The following is a 16,699-nucleotide window of genomic DNA, read 5'->3' as shown; positions in this document are numbered from 1 at the left end:
CCCGGCGCGACTGGATCGCGGTGATGAGCGTGATGCTCGGCGCCTTCATGGCGGTGCTCGACATCCAGATCACCAACTCGTCCCTCAAGGACATCCAGGGCGCGCTGTCGGCCACCCTGGAAGAAGGCTCGTGGATTTCCACCTCCTACCTTGTGGCCGAAATCATCATGATCCCCCTCACCGCCTGGCTGGTGCAGTTGCTCTCGGCACGGCGCCTGGCGGTGTGGGTGTCGGTGGGGTTCCTGATCGCCTCGCTGATGTGTTCCATGGCCTGGAGCCTGGAAAGCATGATCGTGTTCCGCGCCCTGCAGGGGTTTACCGGCGGCGCGCTGATCCCGCTGGCGTTCACCCTGACCCTGATCAAGCTGCCCGAGCATCACCGCGCCAAAGGCATGGCGATGTTTGCCATGACCGCCACCTTCGCGCCGTCCATCGGCCCGACCATCGGCGGCTGGCTCACGGAAAACTGGGGCTGGGAATACATCTTCTACATCAACGTGCCGCCCGGGCTGCTGATGATCGCCGGGCTGCTCTACGGCCTGGAAAAAAAGGCGCCCCACTGGGAGCTGCTCAAAAGCACCGACTACGCCGGCATCGTCAGCCTCGCCATCGGTTTGGGCTGTTTGCAGGTGTTTCTGGAAGAAGGCCACCGCAAAGACTGGCTCGAGTCGAACCTGATCGTCAGCCTGGGCAGCATCGCCCTGCTGAGCCTGATCACCTTCGTGATCGTGCAGCTGTCCAAACCCAACCCGCTGATCAACCTTGGCATCCTGGCCAATCGCAACTTCGGCCTGTCGAGTATTTCCAGCCTGGGGATGGGTGTCGGGTTATATGGCTCGATCTATCTGTTGCCGTTGTACCTGGCGCAGATCCAGAACTACAACGCGCTGCAGATCGGCGAAGTGATCATGTGGATGGGCATTCCGCAGCTGTTCCTGATCCCGCTGGTGCCCAAGCTGATGAAATACGTGTCGCCCAAATGGCTGTGCGCCGTAGGCTTCGGGCTGTTCGGCCTGGCGAGTTTTTCTTCGGGGGTGCTCAACCCAGACTTTGCCGGCAGCCAGTTCAACCAGATCCAGATCATCCGCGCCCTCGGGCAGCCGTTGATCATGGTAACCATCTCGCTGATCGCCACGGCCTACATCCTGCCGCAGGACGCCGGGTCGGCGTCCAGCCTGTTCAACATCCTGCGCAACCTCGGCGGCGCCATCGGCATCGCGCTGCTGGCGACCTTGCTGGATGCGCGCACCAAGACCTATTTCGATTATTTACGCGAAGCGATCGTGCCGACCAACCCGCAGGTGGCGGAGCGGCTGGCAACGCTGACGGAACAGTTCGGCAACCCGACGGCGGCGCTGGGCAAACTCAGTGAGATTACGCACCAGCAGGCGCAGATCATGGCCTACAACGATGCGTTTCACTGCGTGGGGTTCGCGTTGGGCGTAAGCATGCTCGCGATCTTATTGACCAAGGCGTTGCCGGCGGGGCTTAAGGCTGGGGGGAGTCATTGAGACCGTGTCGCGCCTATCGGGAGCAAGCTCCCTCCCACACTTGATCGGGTTCCAACTTTGAAATGCGGTCAAATGTGGGAGGGGGCTTGCCCCCGATGAGGCCAGTACCGCCACCACCGATCAAACCGCCAACAGGCGCTCACGTAACTTGCCGATTTCATCGCGGGTTTGCGCCGCCGCTTCGAACTCCAGATCCCGCGCCAGTTGGTACATTTTCTCGCCTATCGGGAGCAAGCTCCCTCCCACATTTGACGGCATTTCAAGCTTGGGCATGCTGGTGATTTTGTTGAGCACGGCGTTGCCGGCGGGGCTTGAGGCTGGGGGAGTCATTGAGACTGTGTCGCGCCTATCGGGAGCAAGCTCCCTCCCACATTTGACGGCATTTCAAAGTTGGAACCCAGTCAAATGTGGGAGGGGGCTTGCCCCCGATGAGGCCAGTACCGCCACCACCGATCAAACCGCCAACAGGCGCTCACGCAACTTGCCGATTTCATCGCGGGTTTGCGCCGCCGCTTCGAACTCCAGATCCCGCGCCAGTTGGTACATTTTCTCGCCTATCGGGAGCAAGCTCCCTCCCACATTTGATCGGGTTCCAACGTTGAAATGCGGTCAAATGTGGGAGGGGGCTTGCCCCCGATGAGGCCAGTACCGCCACTACCGATCAAACCGCCAACAGGCGCTCACGCAACTTGCCGATTTCATCGCGGGTTTGCGCCGCCGCTTCGAACTCCAGATCCCGCGCCAGTTGGTACATTTTCTCTTCCAACTGGCGGATACGCTTGGCGATCTCGCTCGGCGAGCGCAGTTCGTTTTCGTACTTGGCGCTTTCCTCAGCGGCCTTGGCCATGCCTTTGCGCTTCTTGCTGCGCGAGCCAGGCACGGTGGCGCCTTCCATGATATCGGCGACGTCCTTGAACACGCCTTTGGGCGTGATGCCGTTCGCCAGGTTAAAGGCGATCTGTTTGTCGCGACGGCGCTCGGTCTCGCCAATCGCCCGCTCCATGGAGCCGGTGATGCGGTCGGCGTAGAGAATCGCCCGGCCATTGAGGTTACGCGCCGCACGGCCGATGGTCTGGATCAGCGAACGCTCGGAGCGCAGGAAGCCCTCCTTGTCCGCGTCCAGAATCGCCACCAGCGACACTTCCGGCATGTCCAGGCCTTCGCGCAGCAGGTTGATCCCCACCAGCACATCGAAGGTGCCCAGTCGCAGGTCGCGGATGATCTCCACGCGCTCCACGGTGTCGATGTCCGAGTGCAGGTAGCGCACGCGCACGCCGTGGTCGGCCAGGTAGTCGGTCAAGTCTTCGGACATGCGCTTGGTCAGCGTGGTGACCAGCACCCGCTCTTCCAGGGCCACGCGCTTGCTGATTTCCGAGAGCAGGTCGTCGACCTGGGTCAACGCCGGGCGGATTTCGATCTGCGGGTCGACCAGGCCGGTCGGGCGCACCAGCTGCTCGATCACGCGCCCCGCATGCTCAGCCTCGTAATTGCCGGGCGTCGCCGAGACGAAGATGGTCTGCGGGCTGATGCGTTCCCATTCGTCGAAGCGCATCGGCCGGTTGTCCAGCGCCGACGGCAGGCGGAAGCCGTATTCCACCAGGGTTTCCTTGCGCGAACGGTCGCCCTTATACATCGCGCCGACTTGCGGCACGCTGACGTGGGATTCGTCGATCACCAACAGCGCGTCGTCCGGCAGGTAGTCGTAGAGCGTCGGCGGCGGCGCTCCGGATTCACGGCCCGAGAGGTAGCGCGAGTAGTTTTCGATGCCGTTGCAGTAGCCCAGTTCCAGGATCATCTCCAGGTCGAAACGGGTGCGTTGTTCCAGGCGCTGGGCTTCCACCAGCTTGTTGTTGGCGCGCAAGTATTCCAGGCGCTCGGCCAGCTCGACCTTGATGCCCTCGACGGCGCCCATCAGGGTTTCGCGCGGCGTGACGTAGTGGCTTTTGGGGTAGAAGGTGAAACGCGGCAGTTTGCGGATCACTTCGCCGGTCAACGGGTCGAACGCCGACAGGCTCTCGACTTCATCGTCGAACAACTCGATGCGGATCGCTTCCAGGTCGGACTCCGCCGGGTAGATGTCGATCACATCGCCGCGCACGCGGAAGGTGGCGCGGGCGAAGTCCATGTCGTTGCGCGTGTATTGCAAGCTCGTCAGCCGACGCAGCAGTTCGCGCTGGTCGAGTTTGTCGCCACGGTCGACGTGCAGCACCATCTTCAAATAGGTTTCCGGGCTGCCGAGGCCGTAGATGCACGACACCGTGGTGACGATGATCGCGTCCTTGCGCTCCAGCAGCGCCTTGGTCGCTGACAGACGCATCTGCTCGATGTGGTCGTTGATCGATGCGTCCTTCTCGATAAAGGTATCGGAGGACGGCACATAGGCTTCGGGCTGGTAGTAGTCGTAGTAGGAAACGAAGTACTCCACCGCGTTGTTCGGGAAGAACGCCTTGAACTCGCCATACAACTGCGCGGCCAGGGTTTTGTTCGGTGCCAGTACCAGGGTCGGGCGGTTGATCTGCGCGATCACGTTGGCGATGCTGAACGTCTTGCCCGAACCGGTCACCCCGAGCAGCGTCTGGTGCGACAGGCCCGCTTCGATGCCTTCGACCATCTGGCGAATCGCTTCGGGTTGATCGCCGGCGGGTTCAAAGCGGGTGACGAGCTGGAAATCCGACATAACGTACCTCTTTCAAGTCACCCCCGGCTGCACTCCACCAAGGACGAAAAAAGCTCAGCGACCCGCGAATTTTCATCGCAGGTTGCAGGAAAAAACCATGATAGCTGTAGAGGTGGTGACGAATGTGCCGGGTTTCAAGGCAATCGTCCGACCTGCCGTCTACGCTCAAGGTTGGATTAAGACTGACGGTCGGTAAATAAACCGAAAAACTTGGCCGAAAAGCCGTTTCGGTTGTCGCCCTTGACCGTGATGGCCTCTATACTAGCTCCCCGTTTGTGCACCGCTCTAGTGCATTCGGCTGGAGCGCGACACGTCCCTCCTTTCCCCCAAAGAGCTGCCGCAAAAATGAGCCTGTTCTCCGCTGTCGAAATGGCACCACGCGATCCAATCCTGGGCCTCAACGAAGCATTCAACGCCGATACACGAACCACCAAGGTCAACCTTGGCGTGGGCGTTTACTGCAACGAGGAGGGGAAGATTCCACTCTTGCGTGCCGTTGCCGAAGCGGAAGCCATTCGCGTGGCGCAACACGCTGCCCGTGGCTACCTGCCGATCGACGGGATCGTGGCCTACGACCAGGCTGTGCAAAAGCTGCTGTTTGGCGCTGACTCGCCGCTGCTGAGCGCTGGCCGTGTGATTACCGCACAAGCGGTTGGCGGCACCGGCGCGCTGAAGATCGGTGCAGACTTCCTCAAGCAACTGCTGCCCAATGCCGTGGTTGCCATCAGCGACCCAAGCTGGGAAAACCACCAGGCGCTGTTCGAAAAAGCCGGCTTCCCGGTGCAGACCTACCGCTACTACGACGCCGCCACCCACGACGTGAACCGTGCCGGCCTGCTCGCCGACCTCAACGCCCTGCCGCCGCAATCGATCGTGGTGCTGCACGCCTGCTGCCATAACCCGACCGGCGTCGACCTGAGCCCGGCCGACTGGCAACAAGTGCTCGACGTGGTCAAGGCGAAAAACCTGGTGCCGTTCCTCGACATGGCCTACCAGGGTTTTGGTGATGGCATTTACGAAGACGCCGCCGCGGTGCGCCTGTTCGCGGAATCGGGCCTGACGTTCTTTGTATCGAGCTCGTTCTCCAAGTCGTTCTCCCTGTACGGCGAACGCGTGGGCGCGCTGTCGATCGTCAGCGAATCCAAGGAAGAAAGCGCGCGCATCCTGTCCCAGGTCAAGCGTGTGATCCGCACCAACTACTCCAACCCGCCGACCCACGGCGCGGCGGTCGTGGCCGCAGTGCTGAACAACCCTGAGCTGCGCGCCCAGTGGGAAGCCGAACTGGCGGAGATGCGCCTGCGCATCCGTGGCATGCGCGAGCAGATGGTCGCCGAACTGGCCAAGGCTGCGCCGGGCCACGACTTCAGCTTCGTCGGTCGCCAGCGTGGGATGTTCTCGTACTCCGGCCTCACCGTTGAGCAAGTCACCCGTCTGCGCACCGAGTTTGGCATCTACGCGCTGGATACCGGGCGTATCTGTGTGGCCGCGTTGAACCAGTCGAACATTGGTGCGGTAACGAAGGCGATTGTTCAGGTTCTATAAACCTGGCGGCGCTGAACGAAGGGAAGCTACGGCTTCCCTTTTTAATGCCTGTCAGAAAACGCCCTGCTCCCCTAGACTGAACCCCGACTGCCCCTTTGCTGTGAGAGCCCTATGAGAAACGACGACCTGGACCTGCGTGCCGACCGCGACGAACTGGACCACTTCACCCCGCGCGCGCCGCAAGCCAAGCGCCAGAAAAGCCTGGTCTTGCAAGTGGCCCTCGGCGTATTCCTCGGCGGGTTGGCCCTGTGGCTGGTGCAATTGGGTGCGACAGCGATAATGGCCAAATTGGCGATGGGTACCCTGCAATTCGGCGGCTGATGAAGATTGAAAGGTGGGAGGGGCAAGCCCCCTCCCACATTGGTTTTATGGGGTTGCCAGGACGCGTTCCTCCAGTAACCTTACGAAGCTGTTCAGGCTCTGCGACACCGTGCCTCGGCGCCAGATCAACCAAGTGTGCAAGACGCGGAAACTGTCCGTCAGCGGCCACACACTCACCGTGGTAAACCCCGGCATGCTTTCCAACATGCTGCGCGGCATCAGCGCCAGGCCGGCCCCGGCGCTGACGCAGGCAAGCATGCCGTGGTAAGACTCCATCTCGAAAATCCGCCCCGGCACCGCGCCGTCCTGTGCGAACCAGCGCTCGAAGTGGTGGCGGTACGAACAGTTGGAGCGAAAGGTATAGATGCTTTCCCCGTTCACATCCTGCCCGCGGGTGATCGGCGCGTGATGCAGCGGTGCAATCACCACCATCTCCTCCTCGAACACCGCCAGGCCCTCCAGGGTGGCATGCAACACCGGCCCATCGACGAATGCCGCCGCCAGACGCCCCGACAACACGCCTTCGATCATCGTGCCCGAGGGCCCGGTACTCAGGTCCAGCTCGACCTTGGCGTGCTTCTGGTTATATGCCGCCAGCAGTGCGGGAATACGCACCGCTGCGGTGCTTTCCAGCGAACCGAGGGCAAACGCGCCCTGGGGCTCCTCCCCCGCCACCGTCGCACGGGCTTCTTGTACCAGGTCGAGAATACGCCGCGCATAGCCGAGGAAATTCCACCCGGCCGGTGACAGACGCAGGCGGCTCTTCTCGCGGATAAACAGCGCCACGCCAAGATCCTGCTCCAGTTGCTTGATGCGCGTGGTCAGGTTGGACGGCACCCGATGAATCAACTGCGCGGCGGCGCTGATGCTGCCTTGCTCGGCAACGGCCTTGAAGATTTCCAGCTGCACCAGGTCCAAATCATTCTCCAATCGTGAACGTATTGCTTAATATTATTCACTTTCCAGAAAAGATATAGCCCCTTACGCTGATTCCAATCCAAACCTTCAGCAGGACGGTGCCATGAACGCTATCGCTCACCAGACCCACGCCCTCTCGATCAACCCCGCCACCGGCGAAACGGTCGGCAGTTACCCGTATGAAAACGAGAGCCAGCTGGACGCCACCCTCAACCGCGCGACCGCCGCTTTCCGCACCTGGCGCCGCCAGCCGCTCAGCCAGCGCGCAGAGCGGTTGCAGGCCCTGGCCGGCGCGCTGCGTGAGCAAGCCGAAGCAATGGCGCAGATGATCACCCTGGAAATGGGCAAACCCATCATCCAGGCCCGCGCCGAAATCGAGAAATGTGCGCAACTCAGCGAATGGTACGCCGCCCACGGTCCAGCCATGCTCGCCGCGGAACCGACGCTGGTGGACAACGGCAGCGCGCACATCGAATACCGCCCGCTGGGCCCGATCCTCGCGGTGATGCCGTGGAACTTCCCGGTCTGGCAAGTCCTGCGCGGCGCCGTGCCGACGCTGCTCGCTGGCAACACTTACGTGCTCAAACACGCACCGAACGTGATGGGCAGCGCCTACCTGATGAAAGCGGCGTTCCACAAAGCCGGCTTTGCCGAAGGCCTGTTCGAAGTGCTCAACGTGACCCAGGACGGCGTTTCCAAAGCCATCGCCGACCCACGCATCGCCGCCGTCACCCTCACCGGCAGCGTGCGCGCCGGTATGGCCATCGGTGCCCAGGCCGGTGCCGCGCTGAAGAAATGCGTGCTCGAACTGGGCGGCTGCGACCCGTTCATCGTGCTCAACGACGCCGACCTCGACGCCGCCGTCCAGGCCGCGGTGATCGGCCGTTTCCAGAACAGCGGCCAAGTCTGCGCCGCAGCCAAGCGCCTGATCATCGAAGCCGGCGTGGTGGACGCCTTCACCGCCAAGTTCGTCGAAGCCAGTCGCCAACTGGTGATGGGCGACCCGACCTCGACCCACACCTACGTCGGCCCGATGGCCCGCTTCGACCTGCGCGACGAACTGCACGGCCAGGTCCAGGCTACCCTGGCAGAAGGCGCGACCCTGCTGCTGGGCGGCGACAAAGTGCCCGGCGCCGGCAACTACTACGCACCGACCGTACTGGCCGACGTCACCGACCAGATGACCTCGTTCAAACAAGAGCTGTTCGGCCCCGTCGCCTCCATCATCAGCGCCCGCGACGCCGATCACGCCGTGGCCCTGGCCAACGACAGCGAGTTCGGCCTGACCGCGAGCATCTTCACCCGCGACTCGGCGAAAGCACGCGAGATCGCCGACCAGCTGGAAACCGGCGGGATCTTCGTCAACGCCTTCAGCGTGTCCGACCCGCGGGTGGCGTTTGGCGGCGTGAAGAAAAGCGGCTTTGGGCGAGAGTTGTCGCACTTTGGCGTGCGGGAATTCTGCAATGCGCAGACGGTGTGGCTGGATCGCAAATAATCCAAAGCAGCCCCTGCGGCAAGGGAGCTTGATCCCGCGGGGCTGCGCAGCAGGCTCAGCAGCGGATATGCCGGCGCACGCACTGCACCAGCCCGTCCAGCGCCTCTGACTTCACTGGCGCGAGCACACAGACCGTGTGCTCGCGTTCACCTTCGGTCACGGTCAGGGTGTAATGCACCTGGCCTGGATTACCGGGTTCCGGCGCGGTGCTTTGCGGCAACTGAAAGAAGTGTGAAGCCTCGATCAGTTGCCGCAACTCTTGCTGGTCCGCCTCGGGCAGCGTCTCCAGTTCCACGGTGTTCGGTCGGGCCAGGCCCGGGAAAAACGCGGGTCCCCCAATTTCCTTGATCGAAATTTGCATGGCTGTTCCTCACCGCCCAGGCGGGTTGTCAGACGTTAATGCCCACTGCTTTCCAGCCTTCCTTCACCGCCTTGTGCTCGGCCTTGCCAGCACCGTACAGCCGACCGGCAATGTCGTAGGTGATGCGCGCGAAACGCAGAAACCCCGCGTTCGGCCGCAACCGCGCATCGCGTAACGCGTCATACCAGATACGCCCTGCGCGCTCCCAGGCAAACCCGCCGATCTTCGTGGCTACCTGATAGAACGCATGGTTGGGAATACCGGAATTGATATGCACCCCGCCGTTGTCCTCATAGGTCTGCACGAAATCGTCCATATGCCCCGGCTGAGGGTCCTTGCCCAGCAGCTTGTCATCGAACGCGGTGCCCGGCGCTTTCATCGAGCGCAACGCAGTGCCTTTGATTTTCTTGGTAAACAACCCTTTGCCGATCAACCAATCTGCATCTTGCGCCGTTTGCTGCAGCGCGTACTGCTTGATCAGTGAGCCGAACACGTCGGACAGCGACTCGTTCAACGCACCGGATTGATTGAAATACATCAGCTTGGCCTCATCTTCGGTCACACCGTGGGCCAACTCATGGCCAATGACATCAAGGGCTATCGTGAACCGGTTGAATAGTTGCTGATCGCCATCACCAAACACCATCTGGCTCGAGTTCCAGAATGCATTGTTGTAGTTCTGGCCAAAATGAACGGTCGCGTCCAGCGCCATACCGGCGTCGTCTATGGAGTTGCGGTCGAAGACCTGATCGAAAAAATCGAATGTGGCGCCCAACCCATCGTAGGCCTCGTCCACCGCCACATCACCACTGACGGGTTGCCCTTCGCCACGGATCAACTTGCCCGGCAGGCTATCGGCGCCCTCGGCGCTGTAGATCGAACGCCGTTTTTCGGCGCCCATGGGCAGGGCCATGTGGGCGGCCCCTTTGGCGGGTACGACAACCATGCGCAACGAACGGAACGTGCTGTCTTTGGCGCGTGTGCGTAACGCGACTTCCCGTTGCGCTTTATCGCCGTTGCGGGCGATCTGGTCGAGCATGTATGGCGGGATCAGGCAGAAAATCGGGTTGCGATGCTGGCGAACACACATTGGCTGGCTCCATTTTGGCGTGAGGTGAACGTCCGGATAACCGTTCAAGAATAGTCCTGCCGTGGCGGCTTGGGCCAAATTGTCATAAAGCTATGCTGCAGTAGTGTTAATCCGAGGACTGCGAGGAACTTACAATGCCCCCACGCGCCACCAAAATCGACCTTTCGCACCGCCCCCGGCTCGCCGATCTGCGCCCGTTGATCGCAGCCGGCCCCAGCCTCATGGAGGCCCGGGCGGCGACTGCGCGTGTCACTGCGGCCAAGGACCTGCAGGACCGGCGCGGCTACGCTGAAGCGTTTCTCGACCGCTTCGTGGTGCCATGGCCCACGGTGGATGAAGCCCTGCTGGCTGACGTACAGCCGCTGCGCCTGGACTACACGCATTTCTCAGTGACCATGTCGCGCTCGAGGCGACTGGCACTCTACGTGGGCGCCAATATCGATGGCGCACAGCATGTGGATATCATCCGCAGCAACGACGCCTGGGCCTACGACGGCCGCCTGCCCATCAGCGCACAGGTGGGTGATGCGCTCTACACCGACAATGGCCTGGACCGCGGTCATCTGGTGCGCCGACAGGACCCCAACTGGGGTGACGCGGCCAACATCGCCAATGCCGACACCTTCCACTTCACCAACTGCTCACCGCAGATGAGCGGGTTCAACCAGAAGACCTGGCTGGAACTCGAGGACTACATTCTCGATAACACACAACGCTGGAAAGCCCGGGCCACGGTGTTTACCGGCCCGGTGTTGGCGGACGACGACCGCGTCTACCGGGGCGTTAAAATCCCCAAAGCGTTCTGGAAAGTGGTCGCCTACCTCAGCGACGACGGCAAGCCCTGCGCCAGCGCCTACATGATCGACCAAAACCGCGAGCTGGGTCAGCTCGACCTCATGTTCGGCCAGCTCAGAACCTACCAGCGCAGCGTGATTCAGATCGAACGCTTGACCGGTATCCGCTTCGCCAACCTGGCCGACTACGATGGTTTCAGCAATGAAGAGCGCGCCACGGGGACGCGAATTGAAGCGCTGATCCAGGGCCCTGAAGATATTCGTCTGTAACCGGGCGACCTAAGGCTATATCGCCCCGCCGTGATCGACTACCATACCGCGCCGGTTCCCAAACGGGACTAATAGGGAATCCGAAGCGCGGTACACCGCGCCAATCGGAACTGCCCCCGCAACTGTAGATGCCGAGCCCGCTCCCCCACTGCCACTGGACCCCGTCCGGGAAGGCCGGAGCGTGGCGACGACGCATCAGTCAGGAGACCTGCCGGCCCAGCAAAATCACTAACCGGCGGGGTGTCCGGGAAGGACATCCTTGCCTGCCTCACCCGCAGCGGTCGAGGGCGTGTTTCCGAACCGTACACCCCCTGTTCCAGGTACGGCTCCAAGGAGATTGCCCAATGCTGCCACGCGTTACCGCCCTGCTCACCGGCCTGGGCCTGTGTGCCCTGGCCCAAGCGGCCCCCACTCAGTACCCGCTGACGGTGGAGAACTGCGGCAGCAGCCTGACCTTCGCGCAAGCGCCCGCCCGCGCCGTGACCATCGGCCAGGCCGCCACCGAAATGCTCTATGCCCTCGGCGTGGGCGATAGAGTGGTCGGCACGTCGCTGTGGTTCAACAACGTGCTGCCACAGTTCAAGGCGCTGAACGACGGCATCGAACGCCTGGCCAATAACGAACCGAGCTTCGAGTCGGTGATCGCCAAGCGCCCGCAACTGGTGGCGGCCGAGCTGGAATGGGTGGTCGGCCCGCAAGGCGTGGTGGGCACCCGCGAGCAGTTTCATGAGTTGAAGATCCCCACCTACCTGCTGCCCTCCGACTGCGAAGCCAAGAACAACCGGGTGGGCGCCGACGGCACGCGGCTGGAGCCGTTCCGCATCGACACGATCTACAAGGGCATCCGCCAGTTGGCGGAGATTTTCGACGTGCAGGATCGCGGCCAGCAACTCAACGATGAACTCAAGGCGCGCCTGGCCAAGTCCGTCGCCACCGTGCAAGGCAAGGGGCTCAAGCAGGCCAGCGCGCTGGTGTGGTTTTCCAGCGCCGAGATGGCCAGCGATCCCTATGTGGCCGGTCACAAGGGTGTCCCCGAATTCATGCTGCAAACGCTCGGCCTGCGCAACGTGGTGCAGTCCGATGAGGAATGGCCCGCCGTCGGCTGGGAAACCATCGCCAAGGCCAACCCCACCGTGCTGGTGATCGCCCGCATGGACCGTCGCCGCTACCCGGCCGACGATCATGCACAGAAGCTCGCCTTCCTGCGCAGCGACCCGGTGACGCGCAACATGGACGCGGTGAAACACAACCGCATCATCATCCTCGACGCCATGGCCCTGCAGGCCAGCGTGCGGACCTTCGAGGGTCTTGAACAACTGGCCGCGGCCATCGACGGCTACGACCTGCCGAAATGATACGAACCCTACTCGCCCTGGCATTGCTACTGATCGCCGTGCTCGCCGGCGTGGCCATCGGCGAAACCGCCATCGCGCCGCAGGTGGTGTTGCAGGTACTCGCCAACAAACTGTGGGCGGCCGGCTACGTGCTGGACCCGATCGATGAAGGCGTGGTGTGGAACTACCGCCTGACCCGCGCCCTGGTCGCCGCCGCATGCGGGGCCGGGCTGGCCACCTGCGGGGTGATTTTGCAGTCGTTGTTGCGCAACCCCCTGGCCGATCCTTACCTGCTGGGCATCAGCGCCGGCGCTTCGACCGGCGCAGTCCTGGTGGTGCTGATGGGCGTCGGCGGCGGCTTGGTTTCGCTGTCGGTCGGTGCGTTCGGCGGGGCGATGGCGGCGTTTGCGCTGGTGGTATTGCTCGCACGGGCCAGCGGTTCGTCCAGCGGCACCGGGCAGATCATCCTCGCAGGCATTGCCGGCTCGCAGCTGTTCAATGCGCTCACCGCGTTCCTGATCACCAAGTCGGCCAGTTCCGAACAGGCGCGCGGCATTCTGTTCTGGCTGCTGGGCAACCTCAGCGGCGTGCGTTGGCCGTCGGTGTGGCTGGCGGTGCCGGTGGCGGTCGCCGGGTTGGCGGTGTGCCTGTGGCATCGTCGGGCGCTGGATGCGTTCACCTTCGGCCGCGACTCGGCGGCCTCCCTCGGCATCCCGGTACGCCGCGTGCAATGGGTGCTGGTGGGCTGCGCGGCATTGGTCACGGCGGTGATGGTGTCGATTGTCGGCTCCATTGGTTTTGTCGGGCTGGTGATTCCCCATGCCGCGCGCCTGCTGCTCGGCACCGGGCACTCGCGCCTGTTGCCGGCCAGCGCATTGGGTGGCGCGCTGTTTTTGATTGCAGCGGATGTGCTGTCGCGCACCTTGATCAAGGGCCAGGTGATTCCGGTCGGCGTGGTCACTGCGCTGGTCGGCGCGCCGGTGTTTGCACTGATTCTGATCGGCCGGAGAAACCCTCGATGAGTGCGCCGGTATTGAGCTGCAGCGGGCTGGGCTTCAAGGTGCGGGAAGCCGAGTTGCTGCGGGATATCCACCTGGAGGTGACGCTCGGCGAAACCCTCGGGATCGTCGGCCCGAACGGCTCGGGTAAATCCACCTTGCTCAAACTGTTGGCCGGGTTGCGTACCCCCGCTCATGGCGAAGTACGCCTGGGTGGCGAGCGCCTGGGCGAGCTGCCCCGCCGCACCGTCGCACAACGCCTGGCCGTGGTGGAACAACAGGCCGACACCGACGACGCCATTCGGGTGTTCGACGCTGTCGCATTGGGCCGCACCCCGTGGCTGTCAGCGCTGAGCCCGTGGTCCGAGGCAGACGATCGCATCGTGCGCCAGGCGCTGCACGACGTGGACGCCATGCACTTGAGCAACCGCGCCTGGCGCAGCCTCTCCGGCGGTGAGCGCCAACGCGTACACATCGCCCGCGCCCTGGCGCAACGGCCACAGATTCTGGTGTTGGATGAGCCGACCAACCACCTGGATATCCAGCATCAACTGTCGATTCTCAAGGGCGTGCAGGCGTTACCCGTGACGACCTTGATCGCCCTGCACGATCTCAATCAGGCACTGACCTGTGATCGCCTGGCCGTGCTGGACCGCGGGCGTTTGGTGGCGCTGGGCAAGCCGCAGGACGTGCTGACGCCGCAGCGGCTGCAGGACACCTTCGGGGTGCAGGCGCACTACCTGACGGACCCGTTTGACGGGGCGCAGATTCTGCGACTGCGCGCTTAACGGCAACACCGTTCAAATGTCGGCGCTGTCGAGCCCGGCGAGGCGGCGATGGGATTAGCGCGCAGCACCTGCCGAACGGCCGCGTGCGCTGGGCTAATCCTCGACAATCCTCAGCCAAGGCCACCGCGCCTGATAGCTGCGCGCCTTCTGCTCAAACAACTCCGGCTCAGGATTGATCGGGTTGATCCTGAGCAGGCCCTGCTCCATATCAGTCAAACCAAACGGCGCATACACCTCGCCCGTCGCCACATCCAGCCCGATGCACGTCCCGGCCACCAGGTAACGATCAATCCCGGCGCGCGCGGAGTGCAGCTGCGGATACGGTCGGCCAAACCGCTGGCCATACCAAAGGTGAACGCGCGCCTGATTCTTCACTTCAATTTCTACCTCCAAATCCTCGAACAGCCGCTGTGCAGCGCGAATGACTGCGTCTTCGGCCTCCCAGGAAAGGTCCGGGTCGAAGTAAAAAACGTCGTAGTCCTTCACTCCCTGGTCAGCAGGCAGATTCGACTGATGATTCCAAACAGCCTGGAACAGACAGCCCGCGGTCAACATGCACTGGTTCACACCAAGGGCCGGCAGGCGCGCGGTGATCTCGGCGTTGATGGGGTTGGCCATGGCCAACTCGAGAAAGGTTTCGACGGTCAATGTCATGTTCAATCCTTTGCAGTGGGCACCTGTCTTGGGGAGCCAACAGTACAACAACGCAGGTTACGCTTTCACGTAACGGCCTCTTCTTCACGTCATCAAAATTCGCTAAGGTGCCTCGACACACCGCTCCCCTATTGCCCTCACCGAGACGCCGACCTTGGCCCATTCCCCGACTGATCGCCCCGCCAGCTCCTGGTCGGTGTTTCTGATTTTCCTGCGCTTGGGGCTCACCTCCTTCGGCGGCCCCGTCGCGCACCTGGGTTACTTTCGCGACGAATTCGTCACCCGGCGCCGCTGGCTGAGCGAGCGCAGCTATGGGGATTTGGTCGCGCTGTGCCAATTCCTGCCCGGCCCGGCCAGCAGCCAGGTAGGTATCGCGCTGGGCCTGTCGCGGGCCGGCTACGGTGGGGCGCTGGCGGCATGGTTGGGGTTTACGCTGCCGTCGGCCGTTGTGCTGATCCTGTTCGCCTTGGGCATTGCCCAGCACAGCACGGCGCTCCCGCCGGGTGCGTTGCATGGCCTTAAGGTGGTGGCCGTCGCCGTGGTCGCCCAAGCCGTGTGGGGCATGGTGCGCAATCTGTGTAGCGACGCCGCGCGCATCAGCGTGATGCTGATCGCGGCGTGCGTGGCCCTGCTGCAAACCTCGGCGTGGGGCCAGGTCGCCGTGATCAGCGCGGCGGCGCTGGCTGGTCTGCTGCTGTTCAAGCCCACGCCACCGGCCGCGCACGATGCGTTACCCGTGACGCTCAGCCGCCGCGTGGGGGCGATGTGGTTGTCGCTGTTTGTGCTGGTGTTGGCCGGCCTGCCGATCCTGGCCCAACTGATCCCCAATCAGAGCCTGGCGATGACCGACGCGTTCTACCGCAGCGGCTCGCTGGTGTTCGGCGGCGGCCACGTGGTGCTGCCGCTGCTGCAGGCCGAAGTCGTGCCCACCGGCTGGGTGAGCAACGATGTCTTCCTCGCCGGCTACGGCGCCGCCCAGGCCATGCCCGGCCCCTTGTTCACCTTCGCCGCGTTCCTCGGCGCGTCGATGAGCCAGGCCCCGAGCGGCTGGCTCGGTGGCCTGCTCTGCCTGCTGGCCATCTTCGCCCCGTCGTTTTTACTGGTGCTCGGCGCACTGCCCTTCTGGGAAAGCCTGCGCCGCAGCCCGCGCACCCAGGCCGCCCTTGCGGGCGTGAACGCAGCGGTGGTGGGGCTGTTGCTGGCGGCGCTGTACCAGCCGGTATGGACCAGTGCGATCTTCAGCGCACGGGATTTCGGCCTGGCCCTGATCGGCCTGGTGGCGTTGATGGTGTGGAAGCTGCCACCGTGGCTGGTGGTTGTCGGAAGCGGCGCGCTCGGATGGTTATTGAGTCTTGCCCTGTAACGCGTCCACCGCGCCTTGCTGCTTGACCTGTCCGAAGACCTCGGCGGCTGACGACTAGCCCTTCAACTCACTCGCGCGATTGCTCGCCGCGTCGTCGTAAGCCACATACAACGACTCGGCGATTTGGCTCTTGATGGCTTTGGTGGACTCGAGGCCCAAGACAAAACCTTCGGCTTTGCCGCCGGCACGGTTGAGTTCTTCGTGGGTGGAGGCACCGGTGATGGCGTCGAGGAGTTTAGAGGCGTGAGGGCCGACACCTTTGGGAAGGGAGATTTGGTCGATGGTCATTGCGATGCCTTTATGAAAAATGGACGGTAGCGCGTGGACCACTGCCGGGCTGGCATGGTAGACCTGTTTGTCGAGAAAGGGGCTGCTTTCGGCCCAAAACCGGACATCGAGTGCCTACAGATTCAGTGGCCCTTTCCGACCGCCCAAAACAAAACCCCTGTCTGCGCGAGCAAACAGGGGTTCTGGAATTTAATCTTGACGATGACCTACTCTCACATGGGGAAACCCCACACTACCATCGGCGATGCATCGTTTCACTGCTGAGTTCGGGATGGGATCAGGTGGTTCCAATGCT

General features: G+C 62.9%; 15 protein-coding genes, 1 rRNA gene, 2 pseudogenes and 1 riboswitch. Of the genes and pseudogenes, 9 read left to right on the top strand and 9 right to left on the bottom strand.

Features of this window, described 5'->3' with window-relative positions:
* Window positions 1–20 precede the first annotated feature (20 nt).
* Window positions 21–1,511 carry an MDR family MFS transporter gene (locus tag INT12_RS26680; protein WP_193059085.1) on the top strand — a complete coding sequence of 497 codons (1,491 nt, stop codon included), beginning with the start codon at window positions 21–23 and terminating at the stop codon, window positions 1,509–1,511.
* 120 nt (window positions 1,512–1,631) lie between these two features.
* Here the strand turns inward: INT12_RS26680 and INT12_RS26675 are convergent.
* From INT12_RS26675 to uvrB, 3 genes and pseudogenes are all read right to left on the bottom strand, one after another.
* Window positions 1,632–1,733: pseudogene (locus tag INT12_RS26675) on the bottom strand (UvrB/UvrC motif-containing protein); the annotation flags it as partial.
* A 231-nt stretch (window positions 1,734–1,964) separates the two neighbouring features.
* A pseudogene (locus tag INT12_RS26670) lies at window positions 1,965–2,063 on the bottom strand (UvrB/UvrC motif-containing protein); the annotation flags it as partial.
* Between the two features lie 109 nt (window positions 2,064–2,172).
* On the bottom strand, window positions 2,173–4,188 hold the full coding sequence (gene uvrB / locus INT12_RS26665) for an excinuclease ABC subunit UvrB (RefSeq protein ID WP_017847718.1): 2,016 nt from the start codon (window positions 4,186–4,188) through the stop codon (window positions 2,173–2,175).
* 345 nt (window positions 4,189–4,533) lie between these two features.
* On the opposite strand from uvrB, the gene INT12_RS26660 reads away from it, so the two are divergent.
* Both INT12_RS26660 and INT12_RS26655 read left to right on the top strand, forming a co-directional pair.
* Window positions 4,534–5,730: an amino acid aminotransferase gene (locus tag INT12_RS26660; RefSeq protein ID WP_017847719.1), complete on the top strand. Its 1,197-nt coding sequence runs from the start codon at window positions 4,534–4,536 to the stop codon at window positions 5,728–5,730.
* 111 nt (window positions 5,731–5,841) lie between these two features.
* Window positions 5,842–6,051 (top strand): hypothetical protein, encoded by a 210-nt coding sequence (locus INT12_RS26655; protein WP_017847720.1) that lies wholly within the window; start codon window positions 5,842–5,844, stop codon window positions 6,049–6,051.
* 45 nt (window positions 6,052–6,096) lie between these two features.
* Here the strand turns inward: INT12_RS26655 and ptrR are convergent, their stop codons facing one another.
* Window positions 6,097–6,969: a putrescine utilization regulator PtrR gene (gene ptrR / locus INT12_RS26650; protein WP_046382626.1), complete on the bottom strand. Its 873-nt coding sequence runs from the start codon at window positions 6,967–6,969 to the stop codon at window positions 6,097–6,099.
* Window positions 6,970–7,072: 103 nt separating this feature from the next.
* On the opposite strand from ptrR, the gene INT12_RS26645 reads away from it, so the two are divergent.
* Window positions 7,073–8,464 carry an aldehyde dehydrogenase family protein gene (locus INT12_RS26645; protein ID WP_193040828.1) on the top strand — a complete coding sequence of 464 codons (1,392 nt, stop codon included), beginning with the start codon at window positions 7,073–7,075 and terminating at the stop codon, window positions 8,462–8,464.
* Between the two features lie 55 nt (window positions 8,465–8,519).
* On the opposite strand, the gene INT12_RS26640 is transcribed toward INT12_RS26645, so the two are convergent.
* Window positions 8,520–8,825: a protealysin inhibitor emfourin gene (locus tag INT12_RS26640; RefSeq protein WP_017847723.1), complete on the bottom strand. Its 306-nt coding sequence runs from the start codon at window positions 8,823–8,825 to the stop codon at window positions 8,520–8,522.
* Between the two features lie 28 nt (window positions 8,826–8,853).
* Window positions 8,854–9,915 carry a M4 family metallopeptidase gene (locus INT12_RS26635; protein WP_193040827.1) on the bottom strand — a complete coding sequence of 354 codons (1,062 nt, stop codon included), beginning with the start codon at window positions 9,913–9,915 and terminating at the stop codon, window positions 8,854–8,856.
* A gap of 134 nt (window positions 9,916–10,049) precedes the next feature.
* Here INT12_RS26635 and INT12_RS26630 point away from each other — a divergent pair, with 134 nt between their 5' ends.
* The 4 genes from INT12_RS26630 to INT12_RS26615 all read left to right on the top strand — a co-directional run bounded on the left by INT12_RS26630 (window position 10,050) and on the right by INT12_RS26615 (window position 14,099).
* Entirely contained in the window at window positions 10,050–10,979 is a 930-nt protein-coding gene (locus tag INT12_RS26630; RefSeq protein WP_102618875.1) for a DNA/RNA non-specific endonuclease, read from the top strand.
* A gap of 35 nt (window positions 10,980–11,014) precedes the next feature.
* Window positions 11,015–11,210: riboswitch (cobalamin riboswitch) on the top strand.
* A 113-nt stretch (window positions 11,211–11,323) separates the two neighbouring features.
* Window positions 11,324–12,334: an ABC transporter substrate-binding protein gene (locus INT12_RS26625; RefSeq protein ID WP_102618876.1), complete on the top strand. Its 1,011-nt coding sequence runs from the start codon at window positions 11,324–11,326 to the stop codon at window positions 12,332–12,334.
* Window positions 12,331–13,335: a FecCD family ABC transporter permease gene (locus INT12_RS26620; protein WP_046382622.1), complete on the top strand. Its 1,005-nt coding sequence runs from the start codon at window positions 12,331–12,333 to the stop codon at window positions 13,333–13,335. The genes INT12_RS26625 and INT12_RS26620 overlap by 4 nt, the downstream gene beginning before the upstream one ends.
* Window positions 13,332–14,099 carry an ABC transporter ATP-binding protein gene (locus INT12_RS26615; protein ID WP_017847728.1) on the top strand — a complete coding sequence of 256 codons (768 nt, stop codon included), beginning with the start codon at window positions 13,332–13,334 and terminating at the stop codon, window positions 14,097–14,099. Before INT12_RS26620 ends, INT12_RS26615 begins: the two co-directional genes overlap by 4 nt.
* Window positions 14,100–14,192: 93 nt before the next feature.
* Here INT12_RS26615 and INT12_RS26610 read toward each other — a convergent pair whose 3' ends face one another.
* Window positions 14,193–14,753 (bottom strand): nucleotidyltransferase family protein, encoded by a 561-nt coding sequence (locus tag INT12_RS26610; RefSeq protein ID WP_169885025.1) that lies wholly within the window; start codon window positions 14,751–14,753, stop codon window positions 14,193–14,195.
* A gap of 154 nt (window positions 14,754–14,907) precedes the next feature.
* On the opposite strand from INT12_RS26610, the gene chrA reads away from it, so the two are divergent.
* The gene (gene chrA / locus INT12_RS26605; protein ID WP_193040826.1) at window positions 14,908–16,116 is read left to right on the top strand and encodes a chromate efflux transporter; all 1,209 of its coding nucleotides are present in this window, start codon (window positions 14,908–14,910) and stop codon (window positions 16,114–16,116) included.
* A 54-nt stretch (window positions 16,117–16,170) separates the two neighbouring features.
* Here the strand turns inward: chrA and INT12_RS26600 are convergent, their stop codons facing one another.
* Together INT12_RS26600 and rrf are read right to left on the bottom strand one after the other, a co-directional pair.
* Complete coding sequence (locus tag INT12_RS26600; protein ID WP_017847731.1) at window positions 16,171–16,404, bottom strand: hypothetical protein; 234 nt, start codon at window positions 16,402–16,404, stop codon at window positions 16,171–16,173.
* A 193-nt stretch (window positions 16,405–16,597) separates the two neighbouring features.
* Window positions 16,598–16,699: ribosomal RNA gene (gene rrf, locus INT12_RS26595) — 5S ribosomal RNA — on the bottom strand; the annotation flags it as partial.

The sequence above is a fragment of the Pseudomonas sp. K8 genome (assembly GCF_014889455.1).
Lineage (GTDB): Bacteria > Pseudomonadota > Gammaproteobacteria > Pseudomonadales > Pseudomonadaceae > Aquipseudomonas > Aquipseudomonas veronii.
This window is presented reverse-complemented; position numbering and strand designations above follow the sequence as displayed.